We start from the raw sequence: 21,138 nt of genomic DNA on the forward strand, positions 1-21,138 counted from the left end.
TCCAGCTGCTTTTGTAGCCGCGCGTCAGGTGTTTCTACACGTGACATAGGCATAAATTTTTTGCACGCAGCCAAAACATCCGTGACTTTCCTAATCGACGAACCATTCCCGAGCAAACCGGTTAACATATAATTTTCCTCATGCTTTCTAGCTTGACTGATGGATACCGCGAGTGGAGACTTTCAAGCAAACCAAGCTTTTGCATCCAAAGGATTAGAAAAAATGAGTCTTATTCATGACAAGACTACCACCACTTAACGCCCTCAGGGCCTTTGAAGCCGCAGCACGTCACCGCGGTTTTGTGGGTGCAAGCGAAGAGCTCAATGTGACGCGAGGCGCGATCAGTCGGCACGTCAAGCTGTTGGAAGACCATTTGGGCGTTCAGCTCTTTGAGCGGCTGGCTCAGGGCGTCCGGTTGACGCCAGCGGGCACCACGTTTCTGCCCACTATATCGGAAGCTTTTGGCATGATCGGGCGCGCAGCGGAAGAAGTTTCCGCGGATGCCAACGAGTTGCGCATCGTATGCCCGCCGGGGACGTCAATCAGGTGGCTGCTGCCAAAATTGGAAGGCTTCAGAGAAGCTCATCCAGAGTTCAATGTGAGTCTGACAACGGATTTTTATCCAGATGGCGGTTTCGACCCAATCAATGTTGATATAGGTTTCTCTATATCCAACTTGTCGAACCGCTCGCATGATCTTGAGGTGCAGACACTTTTTCCGATCATTCTCACCCCGGCCTGTACGCCGGACTATCGTCGCAATAAGTCGCTGAAATCTCCTGAGGCGCTTGCCGACTGTGAATTGCTGCACGAAACAAGAAGTCACTCCGACTGGAAGACATGGGTCGGTGCTTTCCGGAACGTAGGCGTAGACCCGGCTAAAGGTCAGGATTTTCCCAACATTGACATCGCAACCAAGGCGGCGGTCATGGGTGTTGGAGTTGTGATGGCCGACCTCGTACTGTGTCGCGAAGAATTGCAATCGGGAACGTTGGTTGCCCCGTTTCCGGACATGGTGTGCAAATCGCCTGACGGCGGCGTCTGTCTTCTCGCCGGGCGTCACAAATGGCACTCACCCAAGGTCGCGGCGTTTCGGTCATGGGCCTGGGAGATTGCGGAGGCCGACCGGTCTGCCGCTGAACAATTCTTGCATGGGTAGGTCTTGTCAGAAGAACTTTGGTTGAGCGGGACAGAGGGTCTTGTCAGCGGAACTTTGCTTGAGCGGGGCAGGGTGGTCGCATAGCTTCTGGCAATGACCAAACCCGTCTCGTTCAAATACTTCAAAACCAGCCCTGAGATCATTCGCCTGGCGGTGATGCTTTACATCCGTTTTCCGCTTTCATTGCGGAATGTCGAAGACCTGCTGCACGAGCGTGGCATCGATGTCAGCCACGAGACCGTCCGATATTGGTGGAATAGGTTCGGTCCGATGTTTGCCTCGGAAATTCGCAGAAAACGGGTCCAGCAATTGCGGGCATACTCAAGGGCGAAGTGGCATGTCGACGAAGTCTTCGTAAAGGTAAACGGTCGGCGGCACTACCTGTGGCGCGCCGTTGATCACGAAGGCGAGGTGCTTGAAGCCGTTGTCACCAAACGTCGAAACAAACAGGCAGCACTGAAATTTCTCAAGAAATTGATGCGGCGACACGGTGCTTCGGATGAAGTTGTCACCGATCGCTTCGCGTCATACCGAGCAGCGCTCAGAGATCTCGGTGCGACGGAAAAGCAGAAGACGGGCAGGTGGCTTAACAACCGGGTTGAGAACTCACACCTTCCGTTCCGACGAAGAGAACGCGCGATGCAGCGATTCAGGCGTATGCAAAGTTTACAGAAATTCGCCGCCGTCCACTCCTCCGTCTACAACCACTTTAACCAGGAGCGATCTCTAACCAGCCGAGGCACCTTCAAGCTGACACGCGCCGCTGCTCTCGCCGAGTGGCGCGAACTTGGCGCGGCATGAAGGACAGCTCTACTGGCCTAGTTGAGACTAGTTCGAATTTGTCTGACAGCACCGAGCGAGTGGCGTGGCCCATGTCTCACGATCGACGGATGCTGTGCTGCCTCGGAGATCCGGAGCGAGCCCATTGTTGCACATGCTGCCCAATGTAAGAACGACGGTAATCAAAAGAAAGCGGACTTGGCAGCGTTTTGCAGGCGGCCATTTTCCACCAAGCGAGTTTATTGGCGATTACTGAAATCCCGCCCATCGAAACCGCGCAGCATTTGAATCGCTTGCAAATGTCCGGCACAAATCAACAGACATCTAAATGTCCTGTTCGGCTACGTCAGAATACTCTGGAAGTTTGGACAAAGCAGATTTTAGCGCGTCGCCCCAACCTTCTGAAACAGTTCGGAAGTATTCGTCATCTGCCTCGAACCGCGAGCGTTTACCGGCCTCGAGGCTGTCTTCGTTGTAAAGAAGCAGGTCCAGCGGCGCCCCGACGGACAAATTGGCTTTGATCGTGGAATCGAAGCTAACGAGCAAGAGTTTAACGGCCTCAGGAAAGCTCATCTCGGGATCATAAGCGCGGACCAGGATTGGACGACCGTATTTTGTTTCTCCGATCTGAAAGAACGGGGTTTCATCCCCGGCTTCGATAAAGTTGCCTTCCGGATAGATCAGGAACAGGCGCGATGGTGCGTCTTTGATCTGTCCACCCAAAACCATAGTGGCATGAAAGGCGCTGTCAGCTTGCTGGCCCGATTTCGCGTGTTGTTCAATCACACTGTTCAGCGTTTCCGCCACCAATTGTGCAACCTGAAACATCGTGGGCGCTTCGAGGATGGATGGAGCGCGTTCTTCGGGCACTTTGGTACGTTCTTCAAGCACGCTGATCGTTGCCTGGGTCGTCGCCAGATTTCCGGCCGTCAACAGAGTTATGGAACGCTCCCCCTCGACCGTCCAGTTGAACATCTTGTTGAAGGTCGAGACGTTGTCGATGCCAGCGTTCGTGCGTGTGTCGGACATGAAAACAAGTCCGCGGCTCAGCCGCATGCCCACAGCATAGGTCATTGTCTTCTCCGTTACTGCTGTGCGACCTGCAACTGTACTGTCAGTTGCTCGCCCGCTGTCCCTATTCGGCTTCCTATTACCGGGGCTGCCTGCGTGTAGTCCAGACCGGTTGCGACGCGAACATAGCGATCATCTGGGGAAATCCCGTTGGACACATCAAAACCGACCCAACCGAGCCCTTCCAGATGTACCTCGGCCCAAGCGTGGGTCGCGTCCTGCAATTCGGTTTCATTCATCATCAGATAGCCAGAGACATAGCGGGCGGGCAGTCCGATCTTGCGCGCGCATGTGATGAAGATATGGGCGTGATCCTGACATACACCGCTGCCTGCCTCGATGGCATCTTCCGCGCTCCAATCGGGGTGGGAGCTTCCGATCTCATAGGTGACGCAACCGTGGATTGCGTCGGACAAAGCGTGCATTTGGTCCAACGGTTCACCTTCAGGTAAGGACCGGACCAGTTCGTTGACACCTTTTCCCGGTTTTGTCTGTTCTGTGCTACGTTTGAAAAGCCAAAGCGGCGTTGAGCCTTCATGACGGCCTAAAACACCATGCGTGTCTTTAACTTCGACCACCCCCTCTGAAATCAGCGAGACGCTTTGGGTGTTCACGTCAAAGCTAATCAGCTCCACCGTGTTGCGATGATAGTCCTCATAGCTCAGTTCCTTGCGACCACCAATAACCTCAGTCGCCCAGCTTTCGATGCGCTGGTTGCGAAAAGACTTGGGCGTTTTTCTCAATTGCTGAAGACCGAAAGGAATTGGCGCGTCGAAATCGTATCGGGTTTCATGTCTGATGTGCATTTTCATGGGTTACTCATAGAACCGGTAGTCGATTTCGATCTGGCGGCTTAACTGGCCAAGGTCGCTGAGAAAATCCTCGATGTACTCGTGCAAACCATAGTCGAAAATATCTGATATCTGTCGGCCAAGATACTTATCGGAAAGCCGATTGGATGCTTCGCATGAGGGGCCCGTGAATCCATAATCTTTCTTGAGATAGGAAAGGTTCTCTTGAATTTTCCTGCAACAGAAGTGAAGGCTGCGGGGCATGCGCTGATCCAGGATCAGGAACTGAGCGATATCCGAAGGTGTGGTATTTTGCCCGTGCGTCATCAAGTATCCGCCACCGGCCCCCACCGATCGCAGGATGCTCTCCCACTGGATATTGTCCAGCGACGACCCGACCGAAAACGTAGTGGGAAGCAAAACATAATACTTAACGTCCAGAATACGCCCGGTATTGTCAGCACGTTCGATAAAATTCCCGATGCGCATGAAGTCAAAGATGTCATTGCGCAGCATCGTGCCAAGGGTTGCGCCACGCACAAGGGCCGTCTGCTGACGGATCAGCTCAAGCGTACCCGGCAGGTCTCGCTCATTCACGCGACGTTTCATTGCCGCGTCCACTTTCATCCAGGTGCCATTTACCGCACTCCAGACATCATGGGTCAACGCCGTTCGCACGAGACGCGCGTTATCTCTGGCCTGTTTGATGACCGACTTTATGGATGAGGGGTTTTCACCATCCCTCAGCATCCAGTCCACGGCATTTTCTTTGGTTATCTCTTCATACTTGGCAAGAAACCCGTCCAGAACGCCCGCTGTTTTCAATACCGAAGCCCACTCCTCGACCGAGTTGTGGGTGCGCGTCAAAGCCATTCGTTGACCGGTTTCCAACAGTCTTGCTGTGTTTTCCGCGCGCTCCAGATACCGGGCCATCCAGAACAACCCGCCAGCCGTTTTTCCCAGCATGTCAGTCCTCCAGAACCCAGGTGTCTTTTGTCCCACCGCCCTGGCTGGAATTCACAACCAGCGACCCTTTCTTGAGTGCTACGCGTGTTAATCCTCCCGGAGTGATTTTGATCCCTTCAGGCGAAACCAAAACAAACGGCCTTAGATCAACATGTCTTGGCGCCAGTCCGGATCTTGCAAAAATCGGTACCGTCGACAAAGAAAGCGTCGGTTGGGCAATGTAGCTCGAGGGCCGCGATTTAAGCTTGTCGCGGAACGCTGAAATTTCTTTCTTGCTGGCCGTGGGCCCGATCAGCATCCCATAACCTCCAGAGCCGTGCACTTCTTTCACGACAAGCTCAGACAGATTGTCCAGCACATAGGCCAAAGACTCCGGATCACTGCACCTCCATGTCGGAACGTTTTGGAGAAGTGGCTTCTCGCCGGTATAGAACTCAACAATTTCAGGCATGTAAGAGTAAATCGCCTTGTCGTCAGCTATCCCAGTACCCGGTGCGTTGGCAATCGTGATCCCTCCGGCACGATACACGTCCAAAATACCCGGTACCCCCAATGCACTCTCTGGGTTAAAGTTCAAAGGGTCCAGAAACTCGTCATCGACACGCCGGTAAAGAACATCGATCGGTTTGTACCCTCGCGTTGTACGCATGCAGACGCGACCATCAACAACCCGCAGGTCATGCCCCTCGACCAATTCAACTGCCATCTGGTCTGCCAGAAAAGCGTGCTCGTAGTAGGCGGAGTTGTAGATGCCGGGTGTCAGCACGGCGACGGTTGGCTCTCCTTCAGCGCAGCTGGGAGCACAGGCGGCAAGCGATCGCCTCAGGTTCTTGGGGTAGTCCGATACGTTCCGCACATTTGTAGCACTGAACAACTCTGGAAACATCTTCAACATAGTTTCCCGGTTTTCGAGCATGTAGCTGACGCCTGATGGTGTGCGGGCATTGTCCTCTAGAACATAGAATTCGTCCGGCCCGGTGCGTACCAGATCGATACCAACAATGTGCGTGAAAACCTGACCCGGTGGCGTTACGCCAAGCATCTGTGGTAGGAACGCGTCGTTGTCAGCGATCATCTTGGCGGGAACACGTCCTGCACGTACAATTTCCTGACGGTGGTAAACGTCGTAGAGAAAGGCATTAATTGCTCTAACCCGTTGTTCAATTCCGCGTTCCAGCCGCTGCCATTCTCTCCCGGATATTACCCGTGGAACTATATCAAACGGGATCAACCGTTCTTCCGCCTCTGCTTTGCCGTAAACGTTGAAGGTGATCCCGGTCAGTCTGAAAACTTCTTCAGCTTCGCGCTGTTTGGCTCTCAGCCTTGAAACATCTTCTGCATTGATCCAGCGTCCGATTTCTTCATAAGACCTTCGCAGAGAACCATCAGCACTGAACATTTCGTCAAAATAGTCGCTCATGCAAGAAGTGTGACTGACATGCCCGCAGATTCAAGTGCTTTGGGCTGGACCACCCAAAGCCCTCCGGAAAACGCCTATTTTTCAGGCGAAACAATACGCGGATTTGAAAGGGCTATTCAGTTAAGTACTTAATCGTCGCTGCCAACTGCAAAACAACAATGAGGGATTTTCCCGTCGATTTGGAAGTTCGTTTAAGAGGATTTTAGAGAAATTGAATACTTCATGGCAAGCGCTTCCAAGTAAGTTGGAAAGTGTATACCGAAGCCCAAACCTCATTCTCAGACCAATTGTATTTTGTCCGGTACTCGTGCGTAGCTAACATATATGGCTAACCTCCAAACAGAGGCTTTGTCCCGCAATTGGATTGGGCATGTACGCTTTAGCGCTGGCTGCGAGCATAGCCAGTTAGGTTGTATGGCAGAACCTTCAATCCAAAATTTTCAACTCGCAGGCCGGAGTTATGTAAGCGCGTTCGTTAGTTGTGAGCATCCGCGGGCGCCAAGATCGTCATTCCTACTCGATCTGCTACTGCCATGATCGCCGGAATGTCTGGTGGTCCATCTTCTGGCGCCGGAATATCGGTCGTGCCATCAGGCATTGCTTCCCCAGCTTCCGTAAAGAATGTGTCATGCATCGCGCCGGGGGCGTTTATGCAAAGTAACCGGCCTGGCCGTTCCCCGGTGCATGTAAAGGCGTGGACTGCACCGTCCGGAACTTTGACGAAGTCACCAGCTTTTACGTTGACTGTCTCGCCATTCACAAAGAACTCGAATTCACCGTCGAGTACATAGAAGCTCTCATCTTCGCCAGCATGATGATTGGGCGGTGCGCCGGCACCCGGCGCCGTCTTTATCTCGACGATTGTGCAACGATCTCCCGTCTCACTGGGAAAGGCGTGAAAGGTCAACAAGTTCCCAAGAAGATGATAAATTCGCGGGCGAGGTCCAGCCATTACTACGACTCCCTTTACTTGAAACATACTTCTCTTATGATACACATATCTAATTATGAGACAAGTGTATCACAAAAGGCTTGAAATTGGCACCTCGTACAAATCAAATCAACCGAACGCGAGAAGCACTTCTTTCGGCTGCACGTGACCTGATGTCCGAAGGCAAGGAAGTCACGCTGGCAAAAGTCGCTGAGCGCGCCAAAACCAGCCGTGCGACGGTCTATCGTTACTTTTCTGACCCGAGTGTCTTAGCCTTGGATGCGACGCTTGATCTTGAAGTTACTCCAACGTCAGAACTTCTCGAGGGACTGGATGACGTCAGGAACCGTGTACATGTCGTCGCGCGCTACTACCTGGATTTTTCTCGGGTTCATGAGGCTCACTTCCGGCAGTTTCTGGCCGAATCACTCAAGGCATCGCTTGAAGATGGAACGGTAAAAATGCGCGGCGCCAGAAGAGTGGCGGCTTTTTCTGAAGCACTTGCACCAGTTTACACATTGATTGAGCCGAAGGAAATTGACGACCTGGCGAAGCGGTTGTCCATGACGACGGGCATGGAACAACTTGTTATCCTTGAAGACATTTTGCGAGTGGACGAAGCAACTGGCTACCGACTCCAGGAAGGGTTGGTCGATGCTCTGTTGGACCGATACTTGCCAATAAATTGAGGCCGAATTCAGATGCCGACTGTGTCCAGAAACTGTTGCAAATACACGCCAGTTTAGCGTCTCCTTAGGGCGGAGAATATGCAGCAAAATCGTTGACTCAGCTCTCCGGAGTGCCTTATCGCTTATGTCATGATCAGATTGTTCTTCGCATCGCAGGACTATTTTCCTCAGCTTCGATAGCTGCGGGTAATTCATCATTGGTTTTCCGCTGCCCCTGACAGCGGTCAACATACAATCGACCTTGTGCCGGGCGGCAAATTCAAAGGTCGAAAAATGAACAACAACAGAAGAAGTCAAAACACGTCGCTAGGCATCGTGGGGTTTGGTGCATTCGGACAACTTGCAGCCCTTCATCTTGGCCAGCATTTCGAAATAACGGCCTACGATCCGTCCCTGGAAGTCGCCAAGCTCGCAAAGCAACACGGAGTGCGCCTGTCATCATTGCACTCAGTTTCGCAGGCTGATGTGATCCTCATTGCAGCACCAGTGTCCTCATTTGAGCAGGTTGTCGGCGAGATCGCGGTTGCTTGTAAACCTGGCGCGCTGATTGTCGATGTTGGCTCAGTTAAAGTAATTCCCTCGGAAATCATGCGGCGGCTGCTACCAAACCATGTAGACATTGTAGCGTCTCACCCCTTGTTCGGTCCACAGAGTGCCACGACAGGTATTGAGGGTCTAAAAATTGCGGTCTGCCCCATTCAGGGACGACGACATGCGAGGGTTGCTGCGTTTCTGCGCAAGACTCTGGGTCTGAATGTAATCATGACGACCCCCGAAGATCACGACCGCGAAGCAGCAATTGTCCAGGGGCTCACTCACCTCATAGCCAAAGTACTACAGAGAATGGGACCGCTACCAACGCGCATGACAACGAAGAGCTTTGACTTACTATCTGAGGCGATTTCCATGGTTCAACATGATGCGCCAGAAGTATTCGAAGCGATTGAGAAGACCAATCCTTACTCCGAGACCGTGCGCCGGCAGTTTTTTGAGTTGGCCGCAAGTTTGAGTGTCGAGCTGGAAACGGCACAGAGGACACCGCCCTACAGCGTAAGCAGACACTGATGGCGCGGCATCGAAGGACAACAATGTCCGCCAGACCATTGGCTTGCTAACGATTGTGTTTTCCTTGATCATTCCAATGATCTGCTCGTCGCTAAATCTGCGTTTCATAGCCCATCCTTTGCTTGGACGGATTGCTAACACCTCTATGGCCTGATTTCAGGAGGCTGGGTCAATCCACTTGTCAAGCCAGTTTCCCAACTCAAGTTGATGTTTTCTGGCAAGACCGTCGAGTCCGGTTCTCTGCAATGTAAACGGGTGCCGCAGAATGGAACTTCGGCACCCGTTTTGTTTGTTAGAAGTCTAAGTTTTCAGCTCGTTTTGGGCTCTCTTCAGCCCGATGTACAGGCTGACGCACATGGCCAGAAGAACGATGGTGAACGGGAAGCCCGTCGAAACCGCCATGGCCTGCAAGGCCGTAAGCGCCGCTGAGCCGCCAACCAGCAGCAGCGTCGCCGCCACCACACCTTCGAAGGTGCACCAGAAGATCCGCTGAGCGACCGGCGCGTCGGTCTTGCCACCCGAGGTGATTGTGTCGATCACCAACGAGCCCGAGTCCGACGATGTAACGAAGAATGCCAGAACCAGGATGATACCCAGGATCGACGTAATCGTCGCCAGCGGCAGCGCCTCAAGCATAACGAACAGCTTGAGCTCAAGCGCTGCATCCTGAACCGGTGCGGACGCATCGGTGATTACCTGATGAACCGCAGCGCCGCCAAAAGCGCCCATCCACAGGATGCCGACCAGCATCGGGATAACGATGACGCAGAAGATGAACTCGCGCACAGTCCGGCCACGGGACACGCGGGCAATGAACATGCCGACGAAGGGCGACCAGGAAATCCACCAGGCCCAGTAGAACGCGGTCCAGCCTTCCATGAAGTTGCTGTCTTCGCGACCAAATGGGTTAGAGAGCGGGATCAGTTCCTTGGCGTAGGCGACACCACCAGCAAAGATCGTTTCAAAGATCGTGGCGGTCGGCCCGACGATGATCACGAACAGCAGCAGGATCGCCGCCAGCCCGATATTGATCTCGGATAGCACCTTGACGCCGCCATCCAGACCCCGGATCACCGACACAAGCGCAATCGCGGTAATTACCGCAATCAGGATCACCTTGGCCACGCCGCCGGTGCCCCATCCGAACAGGTAATTGAACCCGGCCAGCGCCTGTTCCGTGCCGAAACCCAGCGAGGTCGCCAGACCAAACAGCGTTGCAAATACGGCGGTGATGTCGATGACATGACCCCACCAACCCCAGACACGTTCGCCCAGCAAAGGGTAGAACGCCGACCGTAGGGTCAGCGGCAAGCCATTGTTGTAGGTGAAAAAAGCCAGCGACAATGCCACAACGGCATAGATGGCCCATGGGTGCAGTGCCCAGTGGAAGATAGTGGCCGCCATGCCCAGATCACGGGCGGCAATGGGATCTCCGGCCGCAGCACCCAGCGGTGCCCAGTCGGTGCGTGCCCCGGCGTCGCCAGCGGTTCCACCCATCGAAGATGCGAAGTGCGACATTGGCTCGGATACACCAAAGAACAGCAGGCCGATGCCCATTCCAGCAGCAAACAGCATCGCGAACCAGCCGGTATAGCTGTAGTCAGGTGTGGCATCCTGACCGCCCAGACGGATTTTGCCTAGCGGCGACAGCATCAGGAAGATCGAGAAGATCAGGAAGATGTTACCCGCGCTTAGAAAGAACCAGGCAAAGTTGGAAGTCAGGAATGGCCGCAACCAGTTGAAAAACCCACCGGCCTGTTCTTGAAATGCAAGTGTCAGCAGAACAAATGCCAGAATAGAGATTCCGGAAATGGCAAAAACCGGATTGTGAATATCAAGCCCGAACGGATTAACGTTGTCCTGACCGACTTCATACTCTGTTTCGATTGGATGAGGTATATCCTCGGTTTGGTCATCCACAATGTCTGACATAAGTAATTCCTTCCCACATTTGTTGGCGGCATATCCATCCCAATTGCCAATAAGCCGTAGGGATCGGAGGTTCTTGCCGTCACAGTGCCGGTATTTTTAGCCGCAATAAGTTCCGCCGCGCCATCCAAGCGGCCAGTAGTCGTCAAAAAGCGACATAATCACGTCGATTTTAGATCACACAGTAGTTAACGGAGGAGCGGGGCCGATCTTTCCCAAAGTGTTTAGGATTCCTCATCCTGCGTCGATGAGTTTTGACTCTGCGCCATTCATCCGGCTTTGGAACCGATGACCGTGCAATACTTCCCATACGGCGATCCAGCCATGATCGTGAAACAGCAATCGGGCCCAAAGGCCTTTCCGGCTCGTAAGACGAATACTTTCGAAGCGCGAAGCCGCCTCTTCATTCAGGCCGAGGCTTTGCTCAGAACCCCAAAAAAATGAATAAACCTATCAAAACAAAAGGTCGGGCAGGAACAGGGCCAGTGCCGGGAACAGCGTCAGGATCAGGATGGCAAACAGATGAATGAGCCAGTAGGGGATCGTTGCGATGGCGACGCGGCCTAGGCTGACCTCGTTGTTCGTCAGGGCTGTCAGCACCGACAGGTTTAGCCCGACTGGCGGCGTGACCTGTCCGATCTCAATTACGATGGTGATAATGACCCCAATCCAGATCGGATCAAAGCCTAGCCCGGTCAGCAAGGGGAACACAACTGGCAAGGTCATGATCATCAGCGACAGGCCATCAAAGAAGCAGCCCAGCACCAGATAGATCAGCACCACGATCAGCAGCACGCTGTAGGTGCCCATGCCGCTTTCGGCCACGACCTCAAGGATCTGTTGCGGCACGCCCAGAATGCTGGTCGATTTCGCCAGAATGGTCGCGCCCAGCACCAGAAACCCGACCGAGGCGAACAGCAAGACGGACTGATATACGGCCTCTACTAGCTTTCTCCAGGTGAGGTCGCCCCAGATAGACGAGATGATCACGGCCAGAACCACGCCAACGCCTGCGGCCTCTGTGGGTGTAGCCAACCCTCCGACGATGCTGCCGATGACCGCAATGATCAGGGCCAGCAGAGGCCAGATCTGTTTGAAGCCCGCCAGAGTTTCCCGCAAGGGGAGCGGGGTCTCATCGCGGGGGGCTATGGCCGGGTTGCAGGCGCTTTTTACAAACAGATAGGCCATGAACATCAGACCCACCAGAAATCCGGGGATGATCCCGGCGGCAAACAGGCGACCGATCGAGGTCTCCGTTAGCGCGCCGTAAATCAGGAAGGACAGGCTGGGCGGGATCAGCAGACCCAGTGTACCGCCACCTGCCAGACTGCCGACGATTGTATCTTTGTCATAGCCGCGTTTGGACATCTCGGGGTAAGCTACCGAGCCCACCGCCGCGGCCGTCGACAGGCTGGAGCCGCTGACCGCGCCAAACAGGGTGCAAACCGCGATGTTGGTGTGCAGCAACCCGCCCGGTAAGCGGCGAAACAGCGGCGAGAAGGCGGAATAGGCCTTTTCGCTGATCCCGCTACGCAGCAGCACTTCGCCCAGAAGGATGAACATCGGAACAGCGCTGAGGGTGAAGGAATTAAAGACACTCCAGATCGCATCCACCGCCAGAGACGTGGCCCCGTTCGAGAAAAGGTGCAGGATCAGAAGCCCGGTCAGGCCAAGCGCGGCCCCAAGCGCCACGCCTGTCCCGGCGGTGGCGACGAGCACGCCTGTCAACGTAAGCCAGAACGACATTCAGGGGCCTCTTTGGTGGGGATTCATTCGATGTCAGCTTCGGCGTCGTCGACCCGGTCCAGAATGCCGACCAGGCGCGCCACAAAGATGGACATGGTTAGTATGAGTGAGAGCGGCATCAGTGCCATCCACGGATAGAGCAAAATCCGGGTGGTCTCGGTCTTGAGGTTGCGTTTGAAGGCAAACTCGAACCAAGGGATGGTCTCGACGATCAGCCATAAGAAGAACACGATGCCGACCAGCAGGGCGGCGATCTGCAAGGCTACATGCGCCTTACCTTTCAGCATGTCCGCCAGCAGCGAGACGCGCACGTGCTTGGCTCGTAGCGTCACCATGGGCAGGCCGAGAAACAACGAGACGCTCAGCAAAAGCCCCACGACTTCTTCGGTAATGTGCAGCGGTGTATTGGCGAATTTTCGCATCAGAACGCTGGTCACGATGAGGCCGACGATGGCAATCATCCCCAACGCCGCCGCAGCAGCGCACGCAAGGGCCAGACGGTCCAGCCCCCGCGCGATCAGGTGTTTCACGATGCGCGTCATCCGAAGATCAGCGGCCCAATGCGGTCAGAACCCGCTGGCGATATTCGGGCGCATTGCCGCCGGCCTCATCCGCCAGTTCTGCCCAGATTTCGGTCACGTTGGACACGAACAGGTCGCGGTCTTCCTGCGAGAAGTCTTCGCCCCAAGTCACGCCCTCTTCGCCCAGCTTGTCGCGTGCGGCCAGTTCGCGCTCAAAATCATCCTCATATTGGTTGGTGCGCTCCCACAAGGCATCTGCCGCGGTGGCAATCGCCGCTTTGGTGGCATCGTCCGTTGCGTCCCATTTGTCGGTTGCCACGCCGATCACATAAGGGCCGGACGCCATCGGGTACAGGAATGACGCGTATTTGGCGACCTCCTGCAACGAAACCGTATGTGCATAAAGCGCCGGGTATAGGGCACAATCCACCACGCCGGTTTTAAGGGCCACATACATTTCTTCCTGCGGGATGATCTGCGCGGCAACACCCAAACGTGTGAACGTTTCAACCTGATCACGCGCCCAGACGCGCAGCTTCTTGGATTTTAGCGCGTCGATGGTGCGAACAGGTTCGTCCCGACAGAAGACCGAAACAGACAGCATCGGGATCGGGACATACCCCACCGAGGTCACGCCCCAGTCGGCAAACTCTTCTTCATAGATTTCACGAACGGTCGGGATTGCTTTCTCGAACTCCTCAATCGAGCCGATTGTGCCCTGAACAACAACCGAACTGAGCGCCGGGGCATCACGCCCCAAGTAGTTCGCCCAGATCAGGCTCATCTCGACCGCGCCCTTTGGCAGGAACCTCAACGTGTCGGTATTGGGCAGGCCTAGCGAGCCACCGCTGTACAGCTTCAATTCACTATCGCCGTCGAGGGCGGCGTTTACGTCTTCGACAAAACGTTCCAGTTCCGCAGATTCAGGGCGGGTTTCTGGCAGGAAATTGTTGAAACGCCACTCTTCAGCACCCGCCGGAGCGACAACCGACAGGAAAGCAGCTGTACCGAAGGCCTTGGCCTGGAAAATTCTCTTCATGTTTCTTCCTCCTGATGGGTTGAACGTTCGTCTCATTGTAGGGCACTTAGATTTTGATGTTTTGTGGCGCGCGAGATGAATTTGACTACTGGTTTAAGGTAGATAATCGATGTCGCAACTCTGCCGATTGCAAGCATAGAAATAGCTGGGACTCTTGCAAGTTATACCTGCGTCGGGATCACAGAGCGCTATTGAATCGGACGAGGGCGGCGGCTCTTTGCTAAAGTATCGGAGTATCATTGGCTGAGATTTTGTTGTTGGGTTTTTCCTTTGACTTCATAATCTTTGAGCGAAGTGGGCTTTAGTGGACCAAAAACTGTTACTAGGAAAATTTTATCTCGCCTCCGCCCGAGCTCAAAGCCGCCTCACTGCTAAACGTGGGTTTTGATTTATTGGCAACTCGCACTACAAAGTTCTGACCATCGGCCTTTGTGTGCGATCGCCAGTACCTGAGTGGAGGTTGGCTCATGACCTCCTTCAAATGTGTGCAGTGTTCTTCTATGTCCGATACGGAGTGTCATACCGGGATAAGGAAACACTCATGCCCGAGCTAGGCGTTTCGGTTGACTACTGCACGCTTAACCGATGGTACACACTTTGTTACGGTGCGATCGCAGAAACAGCGCGCCAGCGAAAAGGACCGTATTACCCATCTTGGAGAATGGAAGAGAACGACATCAAATTGAAAGACGCTTAGGTGTGCCACCACTCGGCGGTAGATAGGCTCGGGTTCAAAGGTCTTGCTTCTGCAGCGGCAACATCGGACGGAATTGAAGTGGCGCATATGACTCGTACAGCTTATTCACACTCTTAATCTATCCGTTGTCCGCCTTTGATGCATAAAAGAACGCAATAGCCTGCGCACGATTTCTGACCGACAGCTTTTCATAGATATTCGAAAGGTGGAACTTCACTGTATTGGTAGAGATTTGCAGCTCTTTCGACAATTCCCTGTTCGACATGCCTTTGGCCAGCGCCTCAAGGATCGCAAGCTCTTTGCGCGACAGGGTTTGCAACGGGTTCTGCTGCATCTTGCGTACGTCGATGAAGGGAAAGACCATCTTGCCTTTCGCCACATCGACACAGGTTTCCAGCAAGCCTTCGACCTCACCCGAGCGCGGCGCGAACCCGGCAGCCCCGGCCTGCATGGCCTGTCGCGGCACATCCCCGGCCTCATCCCCGTAAACCACAAAGCGCGGTGTGTTGGCCTGTTCGCGCAGAACCTCGATCAGCTTGGCCGCGCCCAAAGCGGGCAGTTCCCAGGACACGATCCCGACTTGAACCGGTACTCGCATCACCGTGCCCAGAAACCCCTCGGCGGTGGCCGAGGTCGCCACCAAAGAGAATCGCGGGTCGCGTTCGAAAATCTCGGACATGGCCGACAGCACCAGCGGGTTGTTGTTTGCCAGCATGACATCGATGGGGCGCTGAGATGTGTCGGACATTGTTTTCCTGCCTGTTTTCACCCTAAACCACCCATATGGGTAGGATCAACTATGGTATACATCTGTATATTTACCCATATGGGTAGTAATTTACCCATCTAAATAGATATCCCAAAGCAGTAGTAAGTTACGTTGTGCAGCGGTGCAAGTTTCGGTTTTCCTCTTCGTCAATGCGACCGACAGGGTGTCAGGCCCTCGACCGCTCTGGAGGAACACATGACTTTTCAAATCTACCCCACACTCGAAATCCCCGAGACACTGGCCGCAGGCCCCGGTCCGGGTAACACCGACGCCCGCGTTCTGCAGGCCTTTGCCAGCGCGGGCGTTGCCGATCACATGCAGGGCGACGTGCTGCGCGGCATGATCGAATGCAAGTATATGCTGCGTGAGATTTGGGGTACGGCCAACACCTATACTTTCGCGGTTGCCGGTACAGGTTGGAGTGGGCTGGATACCATGTTCTCGGCCGTTATGCCCGGTGATAGGGTTGTGGCTTTTACCAACGGCACCTTCTCGGGCATCGACGCGCTGACCCTGCGGATCAAGGCGGCGACGCCCGCTGAACACGCCGTAAGCCCGCTGGACCCGCAGGCCTGCAGCGTGACTGTGATCGAAGTCCCCCATGGCCAGCCGGTTACTGGCGAGATGGTTGATGAGGTTCTGGCTCAGCACAAACCGAAATGGGCTTTCATGGCACACTGGGAAACCGGCTCGGGCCGTGTGAACGACATTCAGGGTTTTTCGGATGCGTGCAAACGCCACGGCGCGATGGGTCTGATCGATGCTGTGTCGTCGCTGGGTGTCGCGGATTTCCGTATCGATGACTATCCGGGCGTCGCCGGTTGGGCTTCGTGCCCGCAGAAGGGCCTGTGCTGCCTGCCGCTGACCTACGCGCCGGTCAGCTTCACCGACGCCTATATCGACGCGCTGAAAACTTCGGGCGCTTATACCTACGTCCACAATCCGATTTTCGAGGCCCGCCACTGGGGTATCGTTGACGGACAGGACGTGGAAAAGGGCACCTATCACCGCACCCATTCGGGCTATGCCGTCGCCGCTTTCCATGAATCTCTGCGCCTGACCCTGCAGGAAGGGCTGGCCAAGCGCGCGCATTCCTATCGCACGCATGAGGATGTTCTGCGCGATGCCGTCACCGCGATGGGCTGCCAGGTCACCTCGGACATGCCCAGCCTTGTGGTGCTGAACCTGCCCGCAGAACTGGAAGGGCGCGAGATGGAGCTGGTGCAGAACTGCCGCGCCCGTGGCTTTGGCATCTGGCCAACGCTGAGCGCCCCGGTTCAGGTCCGCATCGGCATTCTGAACCAGCTGAACCACCAGTCGATCAGCCGTATCGTCAGGCTGTTTGCCGAGGCAATCCGCGAAATGGGTGGCGCCGTTGATTTCGAAGCCATCGAAGCGCTGCTGGAAAGCCGCTACGGCACATCTATCGCTGCATAAACGGGAGGGAATGCAGATGGATATCCACGAATATCAGGCAAAAGAGCTTCTGTCGAAGTTCGGTGTCGAGGTCCCTTCGGGTGCCTTGGCCTACAGCCCGGAACAGGCGGCATATCGCGCGCGCGAACTGGGTGGCGACAAGTGGATCGTCAAGGCGCAGGTCCATGCTGGTGGGCGTGGCAAGGCCGGGGGCGTGAAGTTGTGCAATTCAGAAAATGAAATCCACCACGCTTGTGATGAGATGTTCGGTCGCAAGCTGGTGACGCACCAGACCGGTCCCGAGGGCAAGGGCATCTACCGCGTTTATGTGGAATCTGCCGTGCCCATTGATCGCGAGATTTATCTGGGCCTTGTGCTGGACCGTTCCAGCCAGCGGGTGATGATCGTGGCCTCATCGGAAGGCGGGATGGAGATCGAAGAGATTTCCGCAGAACGCCCTGACAGCATCGTGCGCTCGATCGTTGAACCCGCCGTAGGTCTACAGGAATTTCAGGCGCGCGAGATCGCATTCAATCTGGGGCTCGAGCCGCGCCTGATCCAGCATATGGTGCGCACATTGCAGGGCTGCTATGCTGCCTTCAGCGAGTTGGACGCGACTATGGTCGAGATCAACCCGCTGGTCATCACTGGCGACGACCGGGTTCTGGCGCTGGACGCAAAGATGAGCTTTGACGACAACGCTTTGTTCCGTCACCCGCAGATCTCGGAATTGCGCGACAAAAGCCAAGAAGACCCGCGTGAAAGCCGCGCAGCAGACCGCGGTCTGTCTTATGTCGGGCTGGACGGCAATATCGGCTGCATCGTGAACGGGGCCGGTCTGGCCATGGCCACGATGGACACGATCAAACTGGCCGGTGGCGAGCCGGCGAACTTTCTGGATATTGGCGGCGGGGCCTCGCCCGAGCGGGTGGCCAAGGCCTTCCGTCTTGTGCTGTCCGATGACAACGTTCAGGCGGTTCTAGTCAACATCTTCGCGGGCATCAACCGCTGTGACTGGGTGGCCGAGGGCGTCGTGCAGGCGCTGCGCGAGCTTGACATCGACCTGCCGGTCATTGTGCGCCTGGCGGGCACCAATGTCGAGGAAGGTCAGAAAATCTTGGCCAAATCGGGCCTGCCGATCATCCGCGCGACTACCCTGATGGAAGCCGCCGAACGCGCCGTAGGCGCATGGCGCAACGATCTGTCCCAAAACACCAAGATGAGGGCCGTGTAATGAGCATTCTTCTGGACCGCGACACCCGCGTTATCGTTCAGGGCATCACCGGACGTATGGCGCGCCTGCACACCAAGGATATGGTGCAATACGGTACCAATGTCGTCGGTGGCGTTGTCCCTGGCAAAGGCCGAGAAACCGTTGAGGGCGTTCCGGTCTTCGACACCGTTAAGCAGGCGGTCGAGGCCACCGGTGCCGAAGCCAGCCTTGTTTTCGTGCCCCCTCCGTTTGCGGCGGATTCGATCATGGAGGCCGCAGACGCGGGCATCCGCTATTGCGTCTGCATCACGGACGGTATCCCCGCGCAGGACATGATCCGCGTCAAGCGCTACATGTACCGCTACCCCAAGGACAAGCGCATGGTCCTGACCGGTCCGAACTGTGCCGGAACCATTAGCCCCGGCAAGGCGTTGCTGGGGATTATGCCGGGCCATATCTATCTGCCAGGCAATGTAGGCATCATCGGTCGTTCAGGTACGCTAGGTTATGAGGCCGCTGCGCAGCTGAAAGAGCGTGGCATCGGCGTTTCGACCAGTGTCGGCATCGGTGGCGACCCGATCAACGGCTCGTCCTTCCGCGATATCCTTGAGCGGTTCGAACAGGACGAAGACACCGAGGTGATTGCGATGATCGGTGAAATCGGCGGCCCTCAGGAAGCCGAAGCTGCGGAATACATCCGCGATCACGTCACCAAGCCCGTTGTGGCCTACGTCGCGGGTCTGACCGCGCCAAAGGGCCGGACAATGGGCCATGCCGGTGCGATCATCTCGGCCTTTGGCGAAAGTGCCAGCGAGAAGGTGGAAATTTTGTCGGCAGCGGGTGTGACCGTGGCCGAAAACCCGGCGGTGATCGGCGAAACCATCGCCCGCGTCATGGGAAAGGCTGCGTAATGGTCAAACCTTCGGTCTTTGTCACCCGTCGCTGGCCTGCCGCCGTCGAGGCGCAACTGGTCGAAAACTATAACACCGTGCTGAATACCGGGGACATTCCGATGTCCCCGGGAGAGATCCGCGAGGCATTGAAAAAATATGATGCGGTCCTGCCGACAGTGACCGACACGCTCAGCGCCGAGGCGCTGGACGTCCCCGCCGCGCAAACCAAAATCCTTGCCAATTACGGCGTTGGCTACAGTCATATCTGTGAGCCGTCTGCCCGTTATCTGGGCATGACCGTCACCAATACGCCGGATGTTCTGTCCGAATGCACCGCCGATCTGGCCATGACGCTGCTGCTGATGGCCGCCCGCCGCGCGGGCGAAGGTGAGCGCGAGTTGCGTGCAGGTGGCTGGACCGGCTGGCGTCCGACCCATCTGGTGGGCACCAAGGTCAGCGGCAAGACGCTGGGCATCATCGGTTTTGGCCGCATCGGTCAGGAAATGGCCCGCCGTGCTCATCACGGGTTCGGCATGAAAATCGTGGTCCAGAACCGCAGCGCCGTATCGCCCGACGTGCTGAAGCAATTCAACGCCACGCAGGTCGAGACGGTGGACGCGCTGCTGCCGCAATGCGATTTCGTCTCGCTGCACTGCCCCGGTGGGGCCGCGAACCGGCACCTGATCAACGGGCGCAGGCTGGACCTGATGAAACCCGAAGCGTTCCTGATCAACACCGCACGCGGTGAGGTGGTGGATGAGCACGCTCTGGTACAGTCGCTGATGTTCGACACGATCGGTGGGGCCGCACTGGATGTTTTTGATGGTGAGCCGCGCATCAGCCCCGACCTGTTGCAATGCGACAATCTGGTGATGCTGCCGCATCTTGGCAGCGCCACAAAGGAATCGCGCGAGGCCATGGGCTTTCGCGTGCTGGACAATCTGGGCGACTTTTTCGCAGGCCGCCCACCCCGTGACCGCGTGATCTGACGCACCCCTCTTCAAAGGACCAAACCCATGAGCTTTTATGCCATCGAACAAGCCCCCGCGCGCCTGAACCGTAGTGAACTCGCCGTACCCGGCAGCCAGCCTGGCATGTTTGAAAAGGCCGCGAAATCGGATGTGGACGTGATCTTTCTCGATCTCGAAGACGCGGTTGCGCCGGACGAAAAAGAGCAGGCCCGCAAGAACATCATTCAGGCCCTGAACGATATCGACTGGGGCAGCAAGACCATGTCGGTGCGCATCAACGGGCTGGACACGCATTACATGTATCGCGACGTGGTGGATGTTGTGGAACAGGCCGGAGAGCGTCTTGACCTGATCATGATCCCCAAGGTCGGCACCGCTGCGGATGTCTATGCCGTCGACATGATGGTCACTCAAATCGAAGACGCGATGGGCTACAAGAAGCGCATCGGGTTCGAGCACATCATCGAAACCGCCTTGGGCATGCAAAACGTTAGCGAGATCGCAGCTGCCTCGAAACGCAACGAGAGCCTGCATTTCGGCGTAGCGGACTATGCCGCTTCGACCCGTGCGCGTACCACGATCATTGGCGGTGTGAACTCCGATTACTCGGTGCTGACTGACCCCGATGGCGACGCGGCCCGCGCGACCCACTGGGGTGATATGTGGCACTATGCGCTGGCCCGTATGGTTGTCGCCGCGCGTGCCAACGGCCTTCGCCCAATTGACGGGCCGTTTGGCGACTTTCAGGACTCCGAAGGATACAAGGCTGCCGCCAAACGTGCCGCTGTTCTGGGCTGCGAAGGAAAATGGGCCATTCACCCCAGCCAGATCGTGCTGGCCAATGAGGTCATGTCGCCCAGCGACGCTGAAGTCACTAAGGCGCAGCGTATCCTTGTTGCCATGGCCGAGGCCGAAACCGCAGGCAAAGGCGCGGTATCTCTGGATGGCCGCCTGATCGATTATGCCTCGATCCGGCAGGCTGAAGTGATGGTTGAAAAGGCGCGCCAGATCGCAGCGGCCTGATCGGTCTTGTCAGAAGAATTTGGCTTGAGGCGGTCAGGGCGGTTGCGTA

19 protein-coding genes and 1 pseudogene are annotated in these 21,138 nt (G+C 55.9%); 10 read left to right on the top strand and 10 right to left on the bottom strand.

Annotation, left to right across the window (positions count from 1 at the left end):
* Positions 1 to 235: 235 nt before the first annotated feature.
* Positions 236 to 1,159, top strand: coding sequence for a LysR substrate-binding domain-containing protein (locus ACR0JN_RS02270; RefSeq protein ID WP_480883909.1), 924 nt, complete (start codon positions 236 to 238; stop codon positions 1,157 to 1,159).
* Between the two features lie 93 nt (positions 1,160 to 1,252).
* Positions 1,253 to 1,960 carry an IS6 family transposase gene (locus ACR0JN_RS02275; protein ID WP_480883911.1) on the top strand — a complete coding sequence of 236 codons (708 nt, stop codon included), beginning with the start codon at positions 1,253 to 1,255 and terminating at the stop codon, positions 1,958 to 1,960.
* 303 nt (positions 1,961 to 2,263) lie between these two features.
* Here ACR0JN_RS02275 and ACR0JN_RS02280 read toward each other — a convergent pair whose 3' ends face one another.
* The 5 genes from ACR0JN_RS02280 to ACR0JN_RS02300 all read right to left on the bottom strand — a co-directional run bounded on the left by ACR0JN_RS02280 (position 2,264) and on the right by ACR0JN_RS02300 (position 7,139).
* Positions 2,264 to 3,013, bottom strand: coding sequence for a proteasome-type protease (locus tag ACR0JN_RS02280; RefSeq protein WP_480883913.1), 750 nt, complete (start codon positions 3,011 to 3,013; stop codon positions 2,264 to 2,266).
* Positions 3,014 to 3,024: 11 nt separating this feature from the next.
* Positions 3,025 to 3,822, bottom strand: coding sequence for a transglutaminase family protein (locus tag ACR0JN_RS02285; RefSeq protein WP_480883915.1), 798 nt, complete (start codon positions 3,820 to 3,822; stop codon positions 3,025 to 3,027).
* Positions 3,823 to 3,825: 3 nt separating this feature from the next.
* Positions 3,826 to 4,767 (bottom strand): alpha-E domain-containing protein, encoded by a 942-nt coding sequence (locus ACR0JN_RS02290; protein WP_480818986.1) that lies wholly within the window; start codon positions 4,765 to 4,767, stop codon positions 3,826 to 3,828.
* Position 4,768: 1 nt separating this feature from the next.
* Positions 4,769 to 6,187, bottom strand: coding sequence for a circularly permuted type 2 ATP-grasp protein (locus tag ACR0JN_RS02295; protein WP_480883917.1), 1,419 nt, complete (start codon positions 6,185 to 6,187; stop codon positions 4,769 to 4,771).
* 475 nt (positions 6,188 to 6,662) lie between these two features.
* Positions 6,663 to 7,139: a cupin domain-containing protein gene (locus tag ACR0JN_RS02300; protein ID WP_480883919.1), complete on the bottom strand. Its 477-nt coding sequence runs from the start codon at positions 7,137 to 7,139 to the stop codon at positions 6,663 to 6,665.
* An 86-nt stretch (positions 7,140 to 7,225) separates the two neighbouring features.
* On the opposite strand from ACR0JN_RS02300, the gene ACR0JN_RS02305 reads away from it, so the two are divergent.
* On the top strand, positions 7,226 to 7,807 hold the full coding sequence (locus ACR0JN_RS02305; RefSeq protein ID WP_480883921.1) for a TetR/AcrR family transcriptional regulator: 582 nt from the start codon (positions 7,226 to 7,228) through the stop codon (positions 7,805 to 7,807).
* A 243-nt stretch (positions 7,808 to 8,050) separates the two neighbouring features.
* Complete coding sequence (locus ACR0JN_RS02310) at positions 8,051 to 8,872, top strand: prephenate dehydrogenase/arogenate dehydrogenase family protein (protein WP_480883923.1); 822 nt, start codon at positions 8,051 to 8,053, stop codon at positions 8,870 to 8,872.
* A gap of 300 nt (positions 8,873 to 9,172) precedes the next feature.
* On the opposite strand, the gene ACR0JN_RS02315 is transcribed toward ACR0JN_RS02310, so the two are convergent.
* From ACR0JN_RS02315 to dctP, 4 genes are all read right to left on the bottom strand, one after another.
* Positions 9,173 to 10,804 (bottom strand): BCCT family transporter, encoded by a 1,632-nt coding sequence (locus tag ACR0JN_RS02315; protein WP_480883925.1) that lies wholly within the window; start codon positions 10,802 to 10,804, stop codon positions 9,173 to 9,175.
* Between the two features lie 450 nt (positions 10,805 to 11,254).
* Entirely contained in the window at positions 11,255 to 12,547 is a 1,293-nt protein-coding gene (locus ACR0JN_RS02320) for a TRAP transporter large permease (protein WP_480883927.1), read from the bottom strand.
* 23 nt (positions 12,548 to 12,570) lie between these two features.
* Positions 12,571 to 13,089, bottom strand: coding sequence for a TRAP transporter small permease (locus tag ACR0JN_RS02325; protein ID WP_480883928.1), 519 nt, complete (start codon positions 13,087 to 13,089; stop codon positions 12,571 to 12,573).
* 7 nt (positions 13,090 to 13,096) lie between these two features.
* Positions 13,097 to 14,107: a TRAP transporter substrate-binding protein DctP gene (dctP, locus tag ACR0JN_RS02330; protein WP_480818978.1), complete on the bottom strand. Its 1,011-nt coding sequence runs from the start codon at positions 14,105 to 14,107 to the stop codon at positions 13,097 to 13,099.
* Between the two features lie 481 nt (positions 14,108 to 14,588).
* On the opposite strand from dctP, the pseudogene ACR0JN_RS02335 reads away from it, so the two are divergent.
* Positions 14,589 to 14,795: pseudogene (locus ACR0JN_RS02335) on the top strand (IS6 family transposase); the annotation flags it as partial.
* Positions 14,796 to 14,922: 127 nt separating this feature from the next.
* Here the strand turns inward: ACR0JN_RS02335 and ACR0JN_RS02340 are convergent.
* On the bottom strand, positions 14,923 to 15,552 hold the full coding sequence (locus ACR0JN_RS02340; RefSeq protein ID WP_480883930.1) for a LuxR C-terminal-related transcriptional regulator: 630 nt from the start codon (positions 15,550 to 15,552) through the stop codon (positions 14,923 to 14,925).
* Between the two features lie 216 nt (positions 15,553 to 15,768).
* On the opposite strand from ACR0JN_RS02340, the gene ACR0JN_RS02345 reads away from it, so the two are divergent.
* Genes ACR0JN_RS02345 through ACR0JN_RS02365 form a run of 5 tightly spaced genes read left to right on the top strand, consistent with a single transcriptional unit; the run spans position 15,769 to position 21,089 of the window.
* A complete protein-coding gene (locus ACR0JN_RS02345; RefSeq protein WP_480883931.1) occupies positions 15,769 to 17,010 on the top strand; it encodes a pyridoxal-phosphate-dependent aminotransferase family protein in 1,242 nt (413 codons plus the stop codon).
* A gap of 16 nt (positions 17,011 to 17,026) precedes the next feature.
* Positions 17,027 to 18,223: a malate--CoA ligase subunit beta gene (locus ACR0JN_RS02350; protein ID WP_480818975.1), complete on the top strand. Its 1,197-nt coding sequence runs from the start codon at positions 17,027 to 17,029 to the stop codon at positions 18,221 to 18,223.
* On the top strand, positions 18,223 to 19,113 hold the full coding sequence (gene sucD, locus ACR0JN_RS02355; RefSeq protein WP_480818974.1) for a succinate--CoA ligase subunit alpha: 891 nt from the start codon (positions 18,223 to 18,225) through the stop codon (positions 19,111 to 19,113). The genes ACR0JN_RS02350 and sucD overlap by 1 nt, the downstream gene beginning before the upstream one ends.
* Complete coding sequence (locus ACR0JN_RS02360; protein ID WP_480818973.1) at positions 19,113 to 20,084, top strand: 2-hydroxyacid dehydrogenase; 972 nt, start codon at positions 19,113 to 19,115, stop codon at positions 20,082 to 20,084. The genes sucD and ACR0JN_RS02360 overlap by 1 nt, the downstream gene beginning before the upstream one ends.
* A gap of 27 nt (positions 20,085 to 20,111) precedes the next feature.
* A complete protein-coding gene (locus ACR0JN_RS02365) occupies positions 20,112 to 21,089 on the top strand; it encodes an HpcH/HpaI aldolase/citrate lyase family protein (protein WP_480883932.1) in 978 nt (325 codons plus the stop codon).
* Positions 21,090 to 21,138 lie beyond the last annotated feature (49 nt).

Source organism: Ruegeria sp. G12, assembly GCF_056533565.1.